A 20,088-nucleotide genomic window follows, 5' to 3' on the forward strand; every position below is an offset into this window, starting at 1 on the left:
ATGAAAAAGGTGAACAAAGCGTTTCTTTCAACATTGTCAGTCACAGTCGTTACTGCACTCGCACTTGCAGGATGTTCGGGCTCTAACAATGCCGACAATGAGCCGCCGGCTAACAAGGGCAACAACGGCGGGAATGAAGGCTCCGAGCAGGTCAGCGAGGTGTACGAGCTTGGCAAAGAGCCGCTGGAATTTTCCTTCTATGGCCACTATGACTGGTACACGATGCCTGTCTGGGGCGAAGATTTGGCGACCAAATGGATCAAAGAGAACAAAAAAGTCAACGTCGTGCCAATCAGTTCGGGCGGTGCTGCGAAAAACAAGCTAAGCACGATGATCGTCTCCAAGGAACTTCCTGACGTGATGTGGATGGAGCGCGGCGCAGACGTAGAGAAGCTTCGCGCAGAAGGTCTGCTTGTACCGTTCGACGATTATTTGGATAAATATCCGAATTTGAAAAAATGGGCTGGCGAGTCGACGCTCGATATGCTTCGTTCCCCGGACGGCAAGCTGTATCAGTTCCCGAACTGGTATACGACGCAGCCGAACGGCAACTCGGGTTACCTCGTTAACAAAAAAATATACAACGAGCTTGGTGCTCCAAGTCTGGAAACGGTTGATGACTTGTATGCGTACCTGAAGCAAGTCAAGGAGAAGTACCCGGATGTAGTGCCGCTTGAGCTTGGTCAGACGGCTGCCGGCATGGACGTTATGGTATCGGCCTTCGCAGAGAACCGTCCGTTCACGTTCAACACCATGATGGCTGTGCCGCAAGGCGACAAGCTTGTATCCTTGTTCGCTGACCCCGTGTATCGCGAGCTGGTGCAATTCACTAGCAAGCTGTACCGCGAGAAGCTGATCTCGCAAGATTCGTTCACGCAAAAGCTGGAGCAAGTGGAGTCCAAAGTTGTAGGCGGCAAAGTTGCGGTATATGTCGCTTCAAGCCCGACGGAGTTCGGTTCTATCGGCAACTCGCAGCTTAGCGCACAAGATCCGGAAGCAGGCTACATCATGGTATGGCCGGTTCATAAAGCAGGCTTGGACAAAAACAAAATTTTCCCTGGCGATTACAAGCAGTTGGGTTGGAACGTCAACGTCATTACGAAAAACGCTAAAAATCCGGAAGCGATCTTCGCATTCCTCGATTGGTTCACAGGTCCGGAAGGACAACGTACGATTATGTGGGGGCCTGAAGGCTTGTATTGGGACGGTGTAGATGCTGATGAAGCTCCGCTCTTCACGGACAAATTCACAAGCGACACGAAAGGCCGCGATGAGCTGATGAACTCAACGGTCAACTTCCAATGGAACGGCAACACGGTTTATGTCGACAATTCCAAAACGAAATTCGAATCCACTTTGCCAGCCGAGAAACGCAGCTGGGAAACGTACTGGCAGTCGGAGATCACGTGGAAAACTCAATTCAATACGACTGAATATGTAAATCTTGATCCGGCAGGCGATTCCGAGGAAGGCATTATCGCACAAAGCATTCTTTCCATCTATGAGCAAGCAAGGGCGAAAGCGGTAATGAATGCAGGCTCGGATGAAGAGGTTATCGCCATTCTTGACAAAGCTGAGAATGACGCGCAGAAAGCTGGCTACGACAAGCTTCTCGCATACAAAACGGAAAGATGGCAAGAAAACGTAGCAAAACTAAGCAAGTAGCGTGAAAGAGAGACAATAAGGTTGATGAGACCGGCTATCGCTTCTCGAGCATGCGCCTCCTGGATGGAGGCGCGGCACGAGCGGAGGGCCGGTCTCTAATAGCCTAGTAACCGCATAGGAGAGATCATATTTGACATATTACTTGGGAATCGATGGCGGAGGGAGCAAGACGCTGGCGGTCGTAACCGACCGTTCAGGGCATGTCATAGGTCGCGGCGTTAGCGGATGCGGCAATCATCAGATCAGCGTAGAGCTTGCTGACGGAAACATTCGAGCAGCGATCCATGCGGCCATGGAGCAAGCGAAAGTAAAGCACGAGGATATACGGTTCGCGACGTTCGGACTGGCAGGAGCTGACCGCGAAGCCGACTTTCAAATATTGAGGCCCATGGTCGCTGCAATGGGATTCGAACACCATCAAATCGTTTGCGATACGGTTATCGGCTTACGAGCAGGCACGAAGCAGCAGGACGGTGTCGTCGTCATCTGCGGCAGCGGTACGAATTGTTATGGCGTCAATGCATTAGGCGAAGAGATACAAGTGGGAGGATTCGGATATTCGTTCGGTGACTTCGGAGGCGGCGGAGACTTGGCTGTCGAAGCGTTCCGTACCGTAATCCGTTCATGGGAAGGCCGGGAAAAGCCGACTGCACTGACGGAGCTGACGCTTGAGATGCTTGGTTTCGATTCGGTAGAAGCAATGTTTCATGATTATCTTGATGATTACAAGAGAGCGCCGCATACGCTGGCGAAGCTGCTGTTCGAAGCAGCGGATCGCGATGAAGCGGCACGGGCAATATTGCAAAGGCAAGGCATGGAGTTAGGCATCTCGGCTAGCGCGGTTATTCGCAGGCTGAACATGACTCATGATACGTTCGATCTCGTCATGGTCGGCAGTGTGCTGACTCGCGGGGACAGCAGGTATATTAAGCCCTATATCGAGGAGCAAGTGAAAGCGGTTGCTCCACATTGCACGCTGCGCGTTCTAGAGATGGAGCCGGTTGCGGGAGCGATATTGTTGGCGATGGAGAAAAGCGGACAGCAGGTGGAATCTACGGTATACGATCATTTGAACGCCAATCTGGCGGTAAAGGAGAGAAACGCGGAATGGGCACTCGATTGAAAGTTGCAGTTATAGGAGGCGGTTCGTCTTATACCCCTGAACTTATAGAAGGCTTTATATTAAACTACGCTACATTTCCGGTAACGGAAATAGTCCTTGTCGATATTCCAGAGGGCAGGCATAAGCTGGCTATCGTAGGACAGCTTGCCCTGCGCATGATTGAGAAATCGGGCTTGCCGATCAACCTGTCATTGACCCTTGATCGTCGCAGCGCGCTGGTCGGGGCTGACTTCGTATCGACCCAGATGCGGATCGGGCTGCTTGAGGCACGGGGATGGGACGAGTCCATTCCGCTCAAGTACGATATGATCGGGCAAGAGACGACAGGCGCCGGAGGCATGATGAAGGCGCTTCGCACGATTCCCGTCTTGCTCGATATTTGCAAGGATATGGAGGAGCTTTGCCCGGATGCTTGGCTGCTGAACTTCACGAATCCGGCGGGAATGGTGACCGAAGCGATTCATAAGCATTCGACGATCAAGTCGATAGGATTATGCAACTCGCCGATCGCCGCTTACAAGTGGCTGTCGGGTTTGTACAACATCCCTATTGACCGCATATATTGCGAGTTCGCCGGACTTAACCATCTTCATTGGGTAAGCCGAATTACGATTGACGGCGAATCGAAGCTGGAAGAATTGTTGGACAGCCGCAGCGGATACACCGCGGCGAATGTGCCGCAGTTCGCGTGGAACGAGAGTCTGATTAAGTCGGTTGGAGCGATTCCGTCATATTACTTGAAGTATTTCTATCTGCACCGTGAGATGCTCACTGAGCAGAAGGCAGCAGCCGCGAAAGGCGAATCGCGAGCAGAGACGGTGAAGCGGCTGGAGGATGAGCTGTTCGAAATTTACAAAAACCCAGAGCTTGCCGAGAAGCCGAAGCAGCTTGAACAGCGCGGCGGGGCTTATTATTCCGAGGCGGCCGTTAAGCTAATGAACTCGCTCTACAACGACATCGGAGACATTCAGACGTTGAACGTTCGCAACGGCGGCATTCTTGACTTCCTGCCGGATGATGCCTGCATCGAAGTCAACTGCAAAGTGACGAAGGATGGACCGATTCCGCAGCAGGTCCAGATTGTTCCCGAGTCGGTGAAAGGACTTATTCACGCGGTGAAGACGTACGAGTCATTAGCGATCAAGGCGGCCGTTACTGGCAACCGCGATACGGCGCTGCTTGCATTGGTCAGCCATCCGCTTGTTGATTCCGCGAACGCGGCGGAAGAGATGCTAACGGAAATGCTGGAGCAAAATAAGGCGTATTTGCCTAAGTTTTTTGAAGCTTAACGATAAGAGGCAGCTTGGCAAAATCCAATCGGATCTTGCGGGCTGCCTCTTGCAGTTAAGGCGATTATTGGAATTTATTCGAGCGGCAACATTATGGGCCGAAGGCGCGTTTAGAAGAAGAACGCATACGAATCTAATAAGGCAGGTGCATCTCATGTCATTTCTAAAGAAACATCGTAATCGAAGAGGTATCGCTGCTCTAGTGGCGGCTGCGGCGCTAACCGCAACGCTTCCGGCAACAGCGGCTTTTGGGGCGGCGCAAGCAGCGCCGACTGTACAATTCCAAATAGGCAGCCTTACGGCAGCAAATAATAACGGACAGGTCAAGCTTACGAATGCGCCTTACATCGAGAAAGGCGTCGCGATGGTACCCGTGCGCGCGCTGGCTGACGGGCTTGAAGCGCAGCTGGAGTGGAATGCCGCCGAGAAGTCCATCAGGCTGGAGAGAAGCGGATTAACCGTTTCGCTCAAAGCGGGAGACGATTCCATCATCGGAACATTCGTGAAGAACATTAAGCTGCCTGCAAAGGTCGCGATCATACGCGGACAAGCTTTCGTTCCCGCGAAGAGCGTGGCAGGGCTTTTAGGTGCCGATACGGTATGGGAAGCTAAGTCGAAGAAGGTAACCATTAAGGTAAACGGCGAAGAAACAGGCGTCATCTCGGAATCTTACAATTTCAATGCCGGTGATGAAGGCTGGCAAGGCGGATTTGCTGATCTGCCAGTTGGTTACGATCCGGAGATCTACGAGCTTCTCTACGCAAGAGAACTATTGCCGCTTAAGGACAATGGGATGAATTATGGATTGAAGCTGAATGGCATGAATCGCAGCGACGATTTATTTATGTACGCGACTAAGAAGATAACGGGCTTAAAGCCGAACGCGACATATGATGCCTCGTTATCGTTTACTCTATATACGAACCAAGCCGGCGGCATGATGGGGGTTGGCGGGGCACCGGGCGAAGCGGTCAGCATCAAGGCTGGCTTCGTATCGCAAGAGCCGAAGATCGTGCAAGAGGGCGAAGAAGGAAATGTCTATTATAAGGTAAACGTGGATAAGGGCAACCAGTCGGTAGAAGGCGCTGATATGAAGATCGTCGGCAATATGGTGAAGCCGGATGACGGGGTAGAAGGCTTTCAGCCGAAGCCGATGAAACATTCCGCAACACTGAAGGCGAATGCGGCAGGAGAGCTGTTCGTAATCATCGGCAGCGATTCCGGATACGAAGGGCTTACAACTTTGTATTTGGACGATATGAACGTCGTGTTGACGCCGCGTTCGTAAAGGTTAAGCTATTACATTCTAAGCAGCGGTTTTTCGCATATTGCGAGAGACCGCTTTTTATTTGCCCTTTGAATGGATGATGGTTCTGTTGTAAGATGCAAGAAAGCAGCGTCTATGCGCGTTTATTATGTATGGGAAAGCGAGATGCAAAAATGGCCATTAAAGTTCATGACGTTATCGAATATTTAGAGAGAGCGGTTGATACGATAGACAACACCGTGGATGGGTTGAATGCTGGGGTGTCTTCCATGGAAGTATCCGGCATAGCCGTCACTTTCATGGCGTCGCAGCAAGCGATCGAAAAAGCGATTGCTCGGGGAGCTAATCTGCTCATTACTCATGAAGGCGAATATTTCAGTCATCGCGGCGGACAAGAACAGTGGCGGTACGATCCCATCGTAATGGAGAAGAGTCGCTTGATCGAACAGTCGGGCATTGCGATCTACCGTTTCCATGATTATTGGCATGCGTACAGGCCGGACGGAATTACGGAAGGGCTTACCCAGCTATTAGGGTGGAGCGAGTACGTCAAAGAAGTGCTGTCGTATGCTTCTATTATTGAGCTGCCGGCGGAATGTTCGCTAGATGAAATCGCGTACGCCGCGAAAGACAAGCTCGGCTTGTCATACGTGCGGGTCGTCGGCGAGGCTTCGGCGACATGCCGGCGGATCGGCCTTTCGGCAGGCTACCGGGGAGGCGGAGCTGTATGCATCCCATTATTCCATCAGTACGCCCTTGACCTCATCATATCCGGCGAAGGACAGGAGTGGGAGACGCCAGAGTATGTGCGCGACGCCATGCATCAGGGGGCTAACAAGGCGTTTCTGCTGCTTGGTCATGCGGAGAGTGAGGAACCAGGAATGCATTATTTGGCATCCATACTTGAACGCGAGTTCCATCAGGTGCCCGTATCGTTTGTGAAGCAAACGCCGCTATTCAGAATCGTATAGCATACAGCTGAGCTGTCGATCTATTATTTTCTAAGTGAAAACTATTCTTTCACAGGTTGTGTATGATCGACATTTCGTTATTATGAATAAATACGAATCGATAGGAGGCATAAGAAACAAATGACGACAAAGCGACGAAGCAGAGGCTATGAGGGATGGCTTCGGTTTACTTATATTGAAGACGCTTACAAACGGGACGCCTATGAGAAACGGTGCTCTCAGCTGCTAATGATCGGCGATTCGCCTGTTATACGAACGGCTCGAGAGGAGATTGGTCACGCGCTGGCTGCATTGCTTGGCAAGCAGCCGCGAATAATCGGCAGTGTTGAAGCGGGTTCGGACTTCAAAGGGATTATCGCCGGTGTCCGCGGAAGTGATCCGCTGCTGGAAGTCGGCACACTGCCTGTGGATTTCCGTTTGGAGGAGACGGGTGAAGACGGCTACACGATCTATGCGGAGGAGAGCGGACCGATACAGATCGTTGCGGCGTCCGATAACGGTGTGTTGTACGGTACTTATCACTTGCTGCGATTGCTGCAGACGGGACAGTCTTTAGAGAAGGTGCTCATTCGGGAGAGTTCGGTTAACGGGCTGCGGATGCTTGATCATTGGGACAATATGGACGGTACGATTGAGCGAGGATATGCGGGCAATAGTATCTTTTTCGAGGACAATCGCTTTGTAGCCGATATGACGCGAATTAGCGATTACGCTCGTCTGCTTGCCTCCGTGGGCATTAACGCCGTTGCAATCAATAATGTCAATGTCCATCGTGAGGAAACGAAGCTTATTACGGAACAATTCCTGCCGGACGTTGCCAAGGTAGCCGAGCTGTTCGGCGCTTACGGTATTCGACTTTATTTAAGCGTCAACTATGCAAGCACGATCGAGATCGGAGGACTGGATACGGCAGATCCGCTTCATCCTGGTGTGGCCGCGTGGTGGTCTGCGAAGGCGGAAGAGATCTACCGTTTCGTGCCGACGTTCGGAGGTTTCGTTGTTAAGGCCGATTCCGAATTCCGGCCGGGACCATTCACGTACGGCCGCAATCATGCGGATGGCGCGAATATGCTGGCGGATGCGCTTGCTCCATTCGGAGGGAATGTGATCTGGCGTTGCTTCGTCTACAATTGCCTGCAGGATTGGCGCGATCGATCGACGGACCGTGCGCGTGCGGCATACGATCACTTCAAGCCGCTGGATGGACAATTCCGCGATAACGTGCTGCTTCAAATCAAGAACGGTCCAATGGACTTTCAAGTGCGCGAGCCGGTATCGCCTCTATTCGGCGGGTTGGCGGAGACGAACCAACTGCTTGAGCTGCAGATTACGCAGGAGTATACCGGACAACAGCGTCATTTATGTTATCTCGTCCCGCAGTGGAAAGAGGTATTGGAGTTCGATACCTTCGCGCGAGGCGAAGGCTCAACCGTTGCGTCTGCTGCAAGCGGAGCGCTGTTCGGCAGGAAGCTCGGGGGCATGGCTGCGGTATCCAATGTGGGCAATGATGACTGCTGGACGGGACATCCGCTAGCCGGGGCGAATTTGTACGGGTTTGCAAGGCTGGCGTGGAATCCTTCCTTAGGCGCGGACGAAATTGCGGCAGAATGGACGGCCATGACGTTCGGGAACGACCCGGAAGTGAATCGCACGATAACCGAGATGCTGCTTGATTCGATTTCCATCTATGAGTCGTATACAGCGCCCCTTGGAGTTGGCTGGATGGTTAATCCTAACCATCATTACGGCCCGAACGTAGACGGCTATGAGTATTCCAAGTGGGGCACATACCACTTCGCGGATTGCTACGGTATTGGCGTTGATCGAACCGTTCGTTCGGGAACGGGTTACTCGGGGCAATATACAACGCGTCAATTTGAAAAATACGAGACGCTTGAGCAATGTCCGGATGAGCTGCTGCTGTTCTTCCATCATGTCCCTTATACGCATATTCTTCATTCCGGCAAAACCGTCATCCAGCATATTTATGATACGCGCTTCGAAGGCGCGGAGCGCGCGGCGTTGTTAGTCGCGAGATGGGAAACCATAAAAGCTGATGTTAATGGGGAAATTTATAAGCTAGTGTGGGAGCGGCTCTGCGAGCAAGCGGATCATGCAAAGGAATGGCGCGATATGCTGAACACTTATTTCTACCGCAAATCCGGCATTGCCGATACGCAAGGCAGAACGATCTATTAAGTAAATAATAACGGCTCAGGAGTATCTTTCCTGGGCTTTTTTTCTGCTTTCTGAAAAGGAAAGCAAAGATTCTAAATATTTTGCACCAAAAACTAATCATTTTAGGGTTACGCCTATGCCGTCTAGAAGTTATAATAATCGGTGCTTCTGAATTGCGGGGCTCGAACATTTTGTATGCGTTTACATGAATCCATAACTTTAGCTGGGAGTGGTGCAGGATGAAAAAGGTCATTCTCGTCGATGATGAAGTTTTTGCGCGGAAAGGCTTGCGAGTCCTTATTCCTTGGCAGGATCTCGGATATACGATTGTAGCAGAAGCGTCTGATGGAGAAGAAGCGCTGAAGCTAATCGAAGACATTCAGCCTGATTTAGTCGTGACGGATATTCGGATGCCGGTTATTGACGGCTTGAAATTGATCAATCTAGTGAAAGAAGAGCGATTGTCGCAGGCGAAATTTATCGTAATTACCGGCTATAACGACTTTTCGTATGCGCAGCAATCGCTGAGATACGGCGTAGAAGACATCATTCTGAAGCCGATTGACGAGGACGAAATGATCGAGACGCTGAAGCGGCTGTCGGTCAAGCTGGAGCAATCCTCGAAGCAGAAGGAAGCGATTAGAGAGCGAAATGCGGTAGATTTACTGGATCAGTTATTGCATGGGAATCTCGATCAGAAACGAAATGAAGAGCTTGTGCTGGAGCTTGGCTTGTGCAAGGGAGGCCATGAGTATCGCTATTTGTTAGTCGAGAGAAATAATGCGCCAGAGGAGGAGCAGCAGCAAGCGATTGCCAATCTGGAGAAGCTGAAGCTTGCGGCGCTAACGTTCTTAAGCAGTCCTCCTGATATGATTATCCATGATCGGGGCAGCTATGCATTTGGTATGTTTCTTCATTCCGGCCTGCTTGGTCCTTATTCGCATTCATGGGAGCGGCTCGCGGACAGGTTGATTCGCGAGCTTGCGGTGTATGCAGATGAGGCACAATTACAGCTTTATGCAGGCATCCCCTTCCGCAAGCCGGAGCAACTGAAAGCTTCATACGAGAGCACCCGTCAGGCGATGCTGCGCAAGCTTGCGCTAGGGGATCAAAAGATTATTTTCGCGGAAGAAGCGATGCTGCTAACTTTGCAGTACAAGGATGCCGACGCTCAATTAGCCGATATCCTCATAGATAAATTAGAGGAGAATGACCTCGCGGCTGTCAAGCAGACGGTGGACGCCGCCTTTCATTCCTTTCAATACGATCGTTTAGCGGGGCAATCCGTTAATGCTTTTTTATCCAAATGCGTGTTAAGCATAGCCGGGATTATCTCTAGAATGGATGGCCAAGAAAGCCATTTGCGTTCGATGAAACCGATTTTGGACTGGACGCTGCGTCCGATGACGGCCGCTGGCGTGAAGGGGCTGTTCCTCGACTTCATCGAAGAAAGCGCCGAATATTTAAGCGAGCTGCGCTGCGAGAAGGCAAGCGGAGGCATTCATAAGATCAAGCTGTACATTGATGCGAATTATCGGGAGAATATGAGTCTTAAGAGTATAGCCAAACTTTTTTATATGAATCCCGTTTACTTAGGCCAGTTGTTCAAGAAGACATATCAGGTGTACTTCAATGATTATGTGCTCGGTCTTAGGGTGCAGGAAGCTAAGCGTCTTCTCAGACAGACCGACTGCAAAGTATATGAGATCGCAGCGAAGGTTGGCTTCAGCAACGCCGATTATTTCGTCACCCAGTTCGAGAAGGTTGAAGGCAAGACGCCAACGGAATATAAGCAAGCGTTAATTGCTCGCAGCAAAACATAATAAAGTCGGTAGGTGAGTGCATGTTCCAACGAATGAACGATATTCGGCTGCGCAATAAAATGGTCATCGTGTTCATCCTTGCCGTATTCATCCCGGTGGTGTTGACGAACGTCATCTTCTTTAACTTGACGACGAGCAGCGTGAAGAAGCAGAAGCTGGCTGATATCAACCGGGGGCTTGAGCAAATACGAAATGAAGTTAATGATCAGATCGAGTCGGCGGTAGGCATATCGACCGTGTTATACAATGACACGTTATTGAATGAGTATATTGAGAGACAGTATAGCAATCAGTCCGATTATGTAGAAAATTACCATACGTATATGATCAACTTGCTTGATAAATACAGTCCGGTGTATGAGGCTATTCAGGCGGTCACGATCTATTCCACCAATGATACGATTCTATATGGCGGGCGCGTGCAAAGAATCAACAGTCACGTTCGTGAGCAAAATTGGTACAAAAGCGTGATGAGCAAATTGTCGGCGCAGCCGGCTCTGGAACGCAATGATCCTGAGTATCCGGGACTAGCGCCTAATACGCTGAGCATCATCCGGAAAATGGTCGATTCTGGTGTTAATGGTACGGTAGAAAAGCTGATTAAGATCGATATGCATCCCCAAACGATAAGAGAAATGCTGCAAAACGTTACGCTCGAGGGAACGGTCTATTTAATTCGCGATAATGAAATTCAATATTCGTCGGATCCGAAGCAGCCGCTTAATGACGGAAGTGGACGAAGCATACACTATGACCAGCCGGATTCCTCCGGTGAAATGATCGTGCTGGAAAAAGATTTTGGCAATGTTACTTATCTGGATGGCTGGAAAATCGTTGGCGAGTTCAAGGAGCGCGAGGTGCTGGAGGACGTTAACAAATCGAAGCTATTCGTTGTGTATATGTCCATTGCCAATATTCTCGTTCCGACGCTTATACTCGTATGGTTCACTCGGTCGCTAAGCGATCGGCTTGTCCGCATTCTTAAGCAGATGAAGCGGGTGAAGAACCATTCGTTTGAGACGATCAACGATCCCCCGTCAGCGGATGAGATCGGCCAGCTCACTGAGGAGTTTAATCGGATGACACGGCAGATCAAGTCTTTGATCGACGATGTCTATATCGCCGACATTCAGAAGAAAGAGCTTCAGCTGAGCCGCAATCAATCGCAGCTTCATGCGCTGCAAAGCCAGATCAATCCGCATTTCCTGTTCAATTCATTGGAGACGATTCGGATGCGAAGCTTGATGAAGGACGAGCTTGAGACGGCGAAGATCATTCATAATATGGCCAAGATCTTCCGCAAATCGCTTAGTTGGGGCAAGGACTGGATTACGCTCATGGACGAGCTAGACCTTGTCGCGTGTTTCCTTGAAATTCAGAAATACCGGTTCGGCGACAAGTTGAACTATACGATTCATGCCGAAGAAGGTGTACTTTCCACGATGATTCCGAAGATGACGCTGCAGCCGCTTGTTGAGAACGCAAGCATTCACGGGATCGAACCGCTCAAGGAGGCTGGATGGATACACATCCATATCGAGAGAAGGGCAACGGGGCTTGCCTATGTAATTAAGGATAATGGCGTAGGCATTCCCCAGGAGAAGCTAGCGCACATGCTCGCTGGACTTGATAAGGATGATGCGGTTTCTGACAATGTAGGTATGCGTAACGTCTATTTGCGGTTCAAAGGATTTTATGGAGACAAGGCAGACTTCCAAATCAAGAGCGAGCCGGGTCAAGGGACCGAAATCACGATTGTGATAGCCGAAAATCATGACATTTGACCTCAGATGGTCAAAAAGTGACAGCGTTTTCAAAATGATATAAGTTTTTGAGAGTAAAACATAAAGTTTGCTAGGTAAACAGCGCAGCCATCCTCTTATACACTGAAAGTGCTTACAAATTACAAGATAGCGAAAGGGGAAACAACTTGTATGACTAAAAAAAGATGGCTGATGGCAACGTTCGCATCCGTAATTGCAATCTCGCTGATCGGTTGCTCGAGCAACAACGGCGGCAACAACACACCTGCCGCAACGAATGACCCTGCAAACAACGCTGCAACGGCTGAACCGGAGGCAGCGAAACCGGAGCCAGTGACGTTCACGTACTTTAACGCAACTGCGAACAAAGACACCGATTCGAACAAAACCGAAGTCGGCAAAGTTCTTGAAGATCAAACGGGCGTAAACTTTAAAATGGAGTTTCTTGTTGGCGATTTGAATACAAAAATCGGAACGATGATCGCTAGTAACGAATACCCGGATGTTATTTCGCCTGACGCAGGCATCGACAAAATTGTTGAAGCGGAAGCGCTAATCCCGCTGAACGATCTGATCGACCAATTCGCTCCTAACATTAAACGTGTATACGAACAATACTACAACTTGATGAAAGCGGAAGACGGCAACATCTACTTCCTGCCATTCAGCCCGCTTGTTGGTGAATTCATCCCTGCACCGAACATCGATCAAGGCGCTTTCTGGATTCAAAACCGCGTACTGAAGGAAGCCGGTTATCCGAAGGTGAAGACGCTTGACGAGTACATCAAGCTCATCACTGACTACGCTGCAGCTCATGCAGACGAGAACTTGATCGGCATGACGACGCTGACGCATGACTGGCGCTTCTTCGCGGCTACGAATCCTCCGAACCACATGGCCGGTTACCCGAACGACGGCGAAGTACAAGTCGATTTGGCTACGATGGATGCCAAAGTATACGGCAACAACGAAGATACGAAGCGTTGGATGAAGACGCTGAACGATCTGAATACAGCGAAGCTGTTCGACAAGTCTTCTGTCGTAGACAACTACGACCAATACTTGGCGAAGCTGACAGGCGGTAAAGTACTAGGCTTCTTCGATTACGGCTGGCAGATCAACCAAGCTACGCAAACGCTTAAGGCTAACGGCAATGATGATCTTGAGTACTTCCCGCTTCCAATCGTATTCGATGGCAGCATCAAAGATCAATATTTGGAACCGGCATCATTCGTTAACAACCGCGGTATCGGAATTACGGTAAGCGCTAAAGATCCTGAACGTATCATTAAGTACTTCGATAATCTCTTGACCGACGAGAACCAGCTTCTTACGCGTTGGGGTATTGAAGGCAAACATTATACGAAAGACGCGAACGGCCGTCTGTATCGTACAGCTGAGCAAATTGCTCAATTGCAAAATAACGACTACAAAAGAGAAAGCGGTATTGGCTACTACGAATACTACTGGCCAATGTATGGTCAAGGCTCGTCGTTCGCTGACGGCAATGCAGTCGATCCAGGCAGACAGCCTGAAGTGGCGCAAGCATCGTATTCGGCAGCGGAGAAGGAACGTTTAGAGAAATACGGCGTGAAAACGTATGCCGAGATGTTCGCTGCACCAGATGAACGCCCTTGGTACCCAGCATGGAGTATCGCTCTGGAGCAAGGATCGGATGCTCAAATCTATGGCGTTAAGAAAACAGATTTGCTTCGCAAATATTTTGCCAAAATCGTTCTTGCTCCGGCATCTGATTTCGACAAGCTATGGGATGAGTATGTAGCTGAATACAATAAGCTTACTGTTGCCGAATATGAAAAAACGATGACGGAAGAGATTAAGAAAAAAGTTGCGAAAATTAAAGGTTAATGAAGCATGAAGAAGTGGGGCAAAGCTGGGCAAGCCCAAGCGTTAACGGCTTTGCCCCTTCCTTCTTCCCTGCCTGACGCCGAGAGAGGAGAGCGATTAGATTGTCCATTCACAATGAAATGAAAACATCCGATAGCGTCAGCTTGCCTCTAAAAGAGCCTGCTAAAGCAGTCCGATTTCTAAAAATGCTGGTGAAGCAGCGTACGCTCGTATTCATGTCGATCCCGTTCCTGTTATGGCTGTTCGTATTCAAGTACGTACCGCTCTGGGGCTGGACAATAGCATTCCAAAATTATAAGCCTAGAAGGTCGTTCGGCGAACAGGAATGGGTTGGACTCAAGCAATTCAAATTTATGTTTGAAGATGAGCGTTTTTTTCTCGTGCTGCGCAATACGTTAGCGATGAGCTTAATCAACTTCGTGCTCGGATTTGTAACGGCTATCATTCTTGCCATATTACTTAATGAACTGCGAAATGTCATGTTCAAGCGGGTCGTTCAGACGATCAGTTACTTACCTCATTTCCTATCTTGGGTCGTCGCTGCGACGATCATACAAAGCGTGCTGTCTGCTGACGGCGGAATTATAAACGAGATATTGTTAGGTTTAGGCTTAATCAATGAGCCGATCTTATGGCTGGGCGTAGGGAAGTATTTCTGGAGTATTATGGGTGCATCCGAAGTGTGGAAAAACGTAGGCTGGAATACGATTATTTATCTAGCCGCCATGACTACGATCGATCCCGCTCAATACGAAGCGGCAGAAATAGATGGAGCGGGCCGATTCCAGCGCATCTGGCATGTCACATTGCCTGGTATCAAATCCGTCATCATTATTTTGATTATTCTGAATCTTGGTCAAATATTGGAGACAGGTTTCGAGCCTCAATATTTGCTTGGCAACGGGCTTAATATCGATTTCTCGGAAAACCTCGAAATATTCATACTGAAATACGGCATGAATTTAGGAAACTATTCGTTGTCGGTAGCGGCAGGCATATTCAAGACGGTTATTAGCATCATTCTGTTGTTCTCGGCGAACGCTCTGGCTAAGCGGTTCGGGCAAGAACGGCTGTTCTAGAAAGGGGGATCCATCATGGCTAACGCAAAAACAAGCTATAAACGTTTGCAATCGCCGGGAGACCGGCTGTTCGATGCGGCTAACATTACGTTCATGATCCTGCTCATGATCGTCACGATCTATCCGTTCATCAATATGATGGCTGTTTCCTTTAACCATGCGAGCGATTCCGTTCGAGGCGGCATCTATTTCTGGCCGCGGGTATGGTCGTTGGACAATTACAAGTATGTATTCAATGAAGCGACAATCATCGGCGCAACCGGTATCTCGGTGCTGCGTACGGTGATCGGCACGATAATCTCGACCTTCTGTTCGGCCATGGTCGCGTTCACGATCAGCCGTCCGGAATACGTGCTTCGCAAATTCGTATCCATTGCTTTCGTTCTGACGATGTATTTCAACGGCGGCTTGATTCCGAACTTCCTGCTCGTGCGGGATCTGCATTTGATGGGGACCTTCTGGGTGTACATCATTCCAGGCATTATCGGCGTATTCAATATTATTGTTATCCGTTCATTCATCGAAGGATTACCGGAGGGCATCCTGGAGTCGGCCAGAATGGATGGAGCGGGCGAGTTCACAACTTTTCTTCGCATCGTTCTGCCATTGTCGATGCCGGTTCTAGCGACTACTTCGTTGTTCACAGCGGTGTATCATTGGAATTCATGGTTTGACGTGTTCTTGTACAATTCCTCGCATGTCGAGCTAAGTACATTGCAATACGAGTTGATGAAAATGCTGCAAAACTCCAACGCTGCCGTCAGCACCGGGGACGCGGCAGGAGCGGCAGCGAATGCCAGTCAGGGCGGCGGCAATTATGTAACGCCAACTTCGATTCGGGCAACAATGACGATTGTAGCAAGCTTGCCGATCATCATGGTATATCCGTTCCTTCAGCGTTATTTCGTCAAAGGCTTGACACTTGGCGGTGTGAAGGGTTAATAGTAGAATATCAGATGCAGTTAGAGTAGCCTGTCGCTGACAGGCTATTTCTGCTATTAGAAGATAGGGATGGTGGTTAGTGGTATGGCGATTAACGGTATTATTCATGAAGTGGCGACGAAGAAACGTCTGCTTGCATTTACGTTTGATGATGGGCCGGATGAGACGTATACGACTCAATTGCTGCAGGTGCTGGCGGAGTACGGAGCGAAGGCGACCTTTTACATGATAGGAAGTTCAATAGAGGCTTATTCGGATGTTGCTAGAGAGGTTCATAGTCAAGGACATGAGATTGGCAATCATACCTATAACCACCCTCACTTAACGAAGATTGCCCCTGCGGAGCGCAAGGAACAGCTCGAGCGGACGGATGCCTTGATCAAGGAATTAACGGGGAGCAGCCCGGCGACATTCAGGCCGCCTTATATCGACTTCGACGAAGACGTAGCTGCAGAATCGGCCGGTATGAACTATCGGATGATCGGCGCCGTTAATATGGACGCGAGTGATTGGGCGAATCCCGGCGTGGACCATATCGTAAACAAGACGATGGAGCAAGTGAGGGAAGGCGGCATACTCCTATTCCATGACGGGTATGGCAATCGTTCGCAGACGGTGGGGGCCGTAAGGCTGCTATTGATCGATTTGAAGAAGCAGGGCTACCAGTTTGTGACGGTAAGCGAGCTGCTCGAATCGGCTAATAATAATGCCAATTTACAATAGTTACAAATGAAGGTGATATTACACTAACAATTCCTTATTACACTTGATCTTGTAGATCAAATGATGAATAAGGAGTGGACAAGTTGAACAAAACGATTGACCGTAAAACATTTCTGTCTTACTTAGGTACGGGCGCTGCTGCCCTGGCGGCAGCTTCCGCCGGCCTCGGAACATTGAATGGCAAAGCTTCCGCGATGTCATCCACGGCTGATCACCTTTTTGGCTTCAACACGAATCGTGTCAGCGGCTATTTCGAGCCGATTGCACCATCCTCGGAAGATAAGCTTCTGCTCCCCAAAAACTTCAAATATGACGTTGTAGCGGCATTCGACGATGTCATCAATGCAGCAGGCGAGCGTTTCGGCTCCGGCTGCGACTACAACGCTTTTTTCCCGCTTGAGGGCTCTAATGTAAGAGGGCTTCTCGTCAATAACCATGAATATAGCACGATCTTCTCCATCGGCCCGGTTAAGGACGGCAAGATGACGAAGGAGCAACTGCACAACAATCTTTATTACCAAGGCATGTCCGTTATCGAAGTGTATCGCGATGATAAAGGCGTATGGAAGATGGACATTAATTCATCCCACGCTCGCAGAATAAACGGATACACGAAGTTTGATCTGACCGGTCCGGCCAAAGGCGCTGCGGCTCTTGGCGGGGCAACGACGGCAATTGGCACGTTCGCGAACTGCTCCGGCGGCGTTACGCTGTGGAATACGGTTCTGTCATGCGAGGAGAACTTCGCCGAGACGGCAGCCGCTTCCAGCCTGCCTGACACGCATTACGGATGGGTCATCGAGATCGATCCGTTCGACAAGAAGTATTTGAAGAAACATACGGCGCTTGGACGCTTCAATCACGAGAACACGGCAATGGGCATCGCGAAGGACGGCCGCGTAGTCGTCTATATGGGCGATGACAAGAAGGACGCTTGCGTCTATAAGTTTATATCCAAGGGCAAGTACAACAAGTCGCTTGGACGCGGCAACTCCGCACTTCTTGAAGAAGGCACGCTATACGTAGCTAACCTGAAGAAAGGCGAATGGGCGCCTGTCACGCTCGAAGCGGTGCAGAAGGCAGTGAAGGACAAGCCTGAGCTGCTTAAGAAATACGTCACGCAAGGCGACGTCGTCACTTATTGCCAGGAAGCGGCTCTTCTCGTTGGCGGTACGCCGACAGATCGTCCGGAAGATATCGAAATCTCTCCTTTCGATAATACCATCTTCATCTGTCACACGAACAACGACAACCATGGCAATATTCATGGGCATATTACGCGTATATTCGAGACCGACAACGATCTTGGTTCGCTAACGTTCGACTTCGAAATTTTCGCCGCCGGCGGCCGCCAATCGGGCTTTAGCTCGCCGGACAACCTGGCGTTTGATTCCAACGGGCATCTGTGGGTCGTAACCGACATCTCCAGCAGCAGCCAAAATAAAGGCGTGCACAAACCGTTCAAGAATAACGGCTTGTTCGTTATTCCGACGAGCGGACCTGATCAGGCGATCGCGCTCCAGTTCGCATCGGCGCCGGTAGAGAGCGAGCTGACCGGTCCGTTCTTCACGCCGGACGAGCAGACGTTGTTCCTGTCGGTGCAGCATCCGGGAGAGAATACGACCGATCTGAACAATCCGACGAGCAGATGGCCTCACCGCGCCGGCGACAGCAAAGCAAGATGCGCAGTCGTCGCGATTAGCGGATTCAAGCTTGGTTAATCAATGATTAAAGCCACCCAGCCGTACGTGAACGAGACTGCGGCTGAGGTGGTTATTAAAGTTCTGATAATAAGGAGAGATTCATATGCCATTTGGTCAGATTGGTATCGGGGGATTAGTGTTGATATTGGTGATTGCGCTTATTTTGTTCGGGCCTTCGAAACTTCCTGAGCTAGGCCGCGCCTTCGGACGGACGCTAACGGAATTCAAGAGTGCTACGCGCGGACTTGTTAACGGCAGCGGTGACAACGGCACAGAAGAACGCAAAGACGGAGAACCGCAGGACGCGCAAGCGCAGGCGGTATCGAGCAAATAATGGCGAACGCGAATCCGAATGAGCAAAGTCTGATCGGACATCTAGGCGAGCTGCGGCAGCGTCTGATTCGCACGCTCGTCTCATTCGTCGTTGCGATGGCCGCAGCATTCATTTATGTCAAGGATATTTACCGCTGGCTCGTGCGAGATATGGATCACCAGCTCGTATTGCTGGGACCGTCGGATGTCGTATGGGTGTATATGATGATTGCGGGAGTCGTGGCGATCGCAATTACGCTGCCGATCGCAGCTTATCAAATATGGAAGTTCGTGCAGCCGGCCGTACCGAAGCAAGCGCAGCAAGCAACGCTACTTTTCATACCCAGCATATGCCTGTTGTTCATTATTGGCATTTGCTTTGGTTACTTCATCCTTTTCCCAATGGTTCTTCATTTCATGACGCAGATGGCTGCCGGAGATTTCAATACGATGTATACGGCGGATAAATATTTCACCTTTATGATCCATATGACTGTCCCGTTCGGGTTGCTGTTCGAGATGCCGGCGATCGTTATGTTTCTAACGAAGCTTGGGATATTGAATCCGACGAGGCTGGCGAAAGCGCGCAAGCTTGCTTATTTTATTTTGGCTATTGTTGCGATTACGATAACGCCGCCTGACATTTTATCCGATCTGATCGTTATTGTGCCTCTATTCCTGTTATACGAGATTAGCATTACGATCTCTAAGCTCGTCTATCGCAAGCAGCTCACGCATAGTGCCGCAGCTTGAGAGAGGCTTTGCCAGTAATTATTTGAAACCTTGCCATTCCCAACTACGTCTTAATAACAAGCGTATAGGAGAAGCTAGAATACCATAGCGACTGAATGGGCAAGGAGAGTATAGGATGCAAATTAGAATGCTGGCTTACCGCGAGCCTCCGCCGATGGAACTGCTGCTGATGGCCGATCCTTCGGAGAAGCTGGTGAACGAATATTTGAACCGGGGTCAATGTATGGTTGCCGAAGACGGCGGTTTGATTATAGGGGTGTATGTGTTGCTGCCTACTCGGCCGGAGACTATCGAGATCGTGAATGTGGCAGTCGCCGAGAGCGAGCAGGGGCAAGGAATCGGCAAGCAGCTGGTCAAACATGCGATTGACACCGCGAAGCAGCTTGGCTACAAGACAATCGAGATTGGAACGGGCAATTCGGGAGTCGGCCAACTGGCGCTTTATCAGAAATGCGGTTTCAGAATGGTCGGCATCGATAGAGACTTTTTTATCCGCCACTATCATGAGCCGATCTACGAGAACGGTATCCAAGTTATCGATATGGTTCGGCTGTCTCAGGATTTGTAATATTAAAGTAAGAAGCTGACTCCAGTGCAGGAGTCAGCTTCTTTTTGTATGTGTAATCGT

At 49.9% G+C, this 20,088-nt stretch carries 16 protein-coding genes; all 16 read left to right on the top strand.

The window, feature by feature from the left end; all coding sequences use genetic code 11:
• The 16 genes from AC0YN0_RS05380 to AC0YN0_RS05455 all read left to right on the top strand — a co-directional run bounded on the left by AC0YN0_RS05380 (position 1) and on the right by AC0YN0_RS05455 (position 20,028).
• A complete protein-coding gene (locus tag AC0YN0_RS05380) occupies positions 1–1,665 on the top strand; it encodes an extracellular solute-binding protein (RefSeq protein ID WP_475820340.1) in 1,665 nt (554 codons plus the stop codon).
• Positions 1,666–1,795: 130 nt separating this feature from the next.
• On the top strand, positions 1,796–2,788 hold the full coding sequence (locus AC0YN0_RS05385; protein ID WP_475820341.1) for an N-acetylglucosamine kinase: 993 nt from the start codon (positions 1,796–1,798) through the stop codon (positions 2,786–2,788).
• Positions 2,773–4,077 carry a 6-phospho-beta-glucosidase gene (locus AC0YN0_RS05390; protein ID WP_475820342.1) on the top strand — a complete coding sequence of 435 codons (1,305 nt, stop codon included), beginning with the start codon at positions 2,773–2,775 and terminating at the stop codon, positions 4,075–4,077. Before AC0YN0_RS05385 ends, AC0YN0_RS05390 begins: the two co-directional genes overlap by 16 nt.
• A gap of 154 nt (positions 4,078–4,231) precedes the next feature.
• Complete coding sequence (locus tag AC0YN0_RS05395; protein WP_475820343.1) at positions 4,232–5,365, top strand: copper amine oxidase N-terminal domain-containing protein; 1,134 nt, start codon at positions 4,232–4,234, stop codon at positions 5,363–5,365.
• A gap of 152 nt (positions 5,366–5,517) precedes the next feature.
• The gene (locus AC0YN0_RS05400; RefSeq protein ID WP_475820344.1) at positions 5,518–6,315 is read left to right on the top strand and encodes a Nif3-like dinuclear metal center hexameric protein; all 798 of its coding nucleotides are present in this window, start codon (positions 5,518–5,520) and stop codon (positions 6,313–6,315) included.
• A 120-nt stretch (positions 6,316–6,435) separates the two neighbouring features.
• Entirely contained in the window at positions 6,436–8,514 is a 2,079-nt protein-coding gene (locus AC0YN0_RS05405; protein WP_475820345.1) for an alpha-glucuronidase family glycosyl hydrolase, read from the top strand.
• Between the two features lie 218 nt (positions 8,515–8,732).
• Positions 8,733–10,316 carry a response regulator transcription factor gene (locus AC0YN0_RS05410; RefSeq protein WP_475820346.1) on the top strand — a complete coding sequence of 528 codons (1,584 nt, stop codon included), beginning with the start codon at positions 8,733–8,735 and terminating at the stop codon, positions 10,314–10,316.
• Positions 10,317–10,336: 20 nt separating this feature from the next.
• Positions 10,337–12,100 (top strand): sensor histidine kinase, encoded by a 1,764-nt coding sequence (locus AC0YN0_RS05415; protein WP_475820347.1) that lies wholly within the window; start codon positions 10,337–10,339, stop codon positions 12,098–12,100.
• A 150-nt stretch (positions 12,101–12,250) separates the two neighbouring features.
• Complete coding sequence (locus AC0YN0_RS05420; protein ID WP_475820348.1) at positions 12,251–13,948, top strand: ABC transporter substrate-binding protein; 1,698 nt, start codon at positions 12,251–12,253, stop codon at positions 13,946–13,948.
• Positions 13,949–14,133: 185 nt separating this feature from the next.
• Entirely contained in the window at positions 14,134–15,027 is an 894-nt protein-coding gene (locus AC0YN0_RS05425; protein ID WP_475820908.1) for an ABC transporter permease, read from the top strand.
• A 15-nt stretch (positions 15,028–15,042) separates the two neighbouring features.
• The gene (locus AC0YN0_RS05430; RefSeq protein WP_475820349.1) at positions 15,043–15,969 is read left to right on the top strand and encodes a carbohydrate ABC transporter permease; all 927 of its coding nucleotides are present in this window, start codon (positions 15,043–15,045) and stop codon (positions 15,967–15,969) included.
• Positions 15,970–16,053: 84 nt separating this feature from the next.
• Positions 16,054–16,692 carry a polysaccharide deacetylase family protein gene (locus AC0YN0_RS05435; protein WP_475820350.1) on the top strand — a complete coding sequence of 213 codons (639 nt, stop codon included), beginning with the start codon at positions 16,054–16,056 and terminating at the stop codon, positions 16,690–16,692.
• A gap of 83 nt (positions 16,693–16,775) precedes the next feature.
• Positions 16,776–18,413, top strand: coding sequence for a PhoX family protein (locus AC0YN0_RS05440; protein WP_475820351.1), 1,638 nt, complete (start codon positions 16,776–16,778; stop codon positions 18,411–18,413).
• Between the two features lie 85 nt (positions 18,414–18,498).
• On the top strand, positions 18,499–18,729 hold the full coding sequence (locus AC0YN0_RS05445; RefSeq protein ID WP_475820352.1) for a twin-arginine translocase TatA/TatE family subunit: 231 nt from the start codon (positions 18,499–18,501) through the stop codon (positions 18,727–18,729).
• A complete protein-coding gene (gene tatC, locus AC0YN0_RS05450) occupies positions 18,729–19,460 on the top strand; it encodes a twin-arginine translocase subunit TatC (RefSeq protein WP_475820353.1) in 732 nt (243 codons plus the stop codon). Before AC0YN0_RS05445 ends, tatC begins: the two co-directional genes overlap by 1 nt.
• 115 nt (positions 19,461–19,575) lie before the next feature.
• Positions 19,576–20,028 carry a GNAT family N-acetyltransferase gene (locus AC0YN0_RS05455; protein ID WP_475820354.1) on the top strand — a complete coding sequence of 151 codons (453 nt, stop codon included), beginning with the start codon at positions 19,576–19,578 and terminating at the stop codon, positions 20,026–20,028.
• Positions 20,029–20,088 lie beyond the last annotated feature (60 nt).

The sequence above is a fragment of the Paenibacillus sp. J22P218 genome, assembly GCF_056269195.1.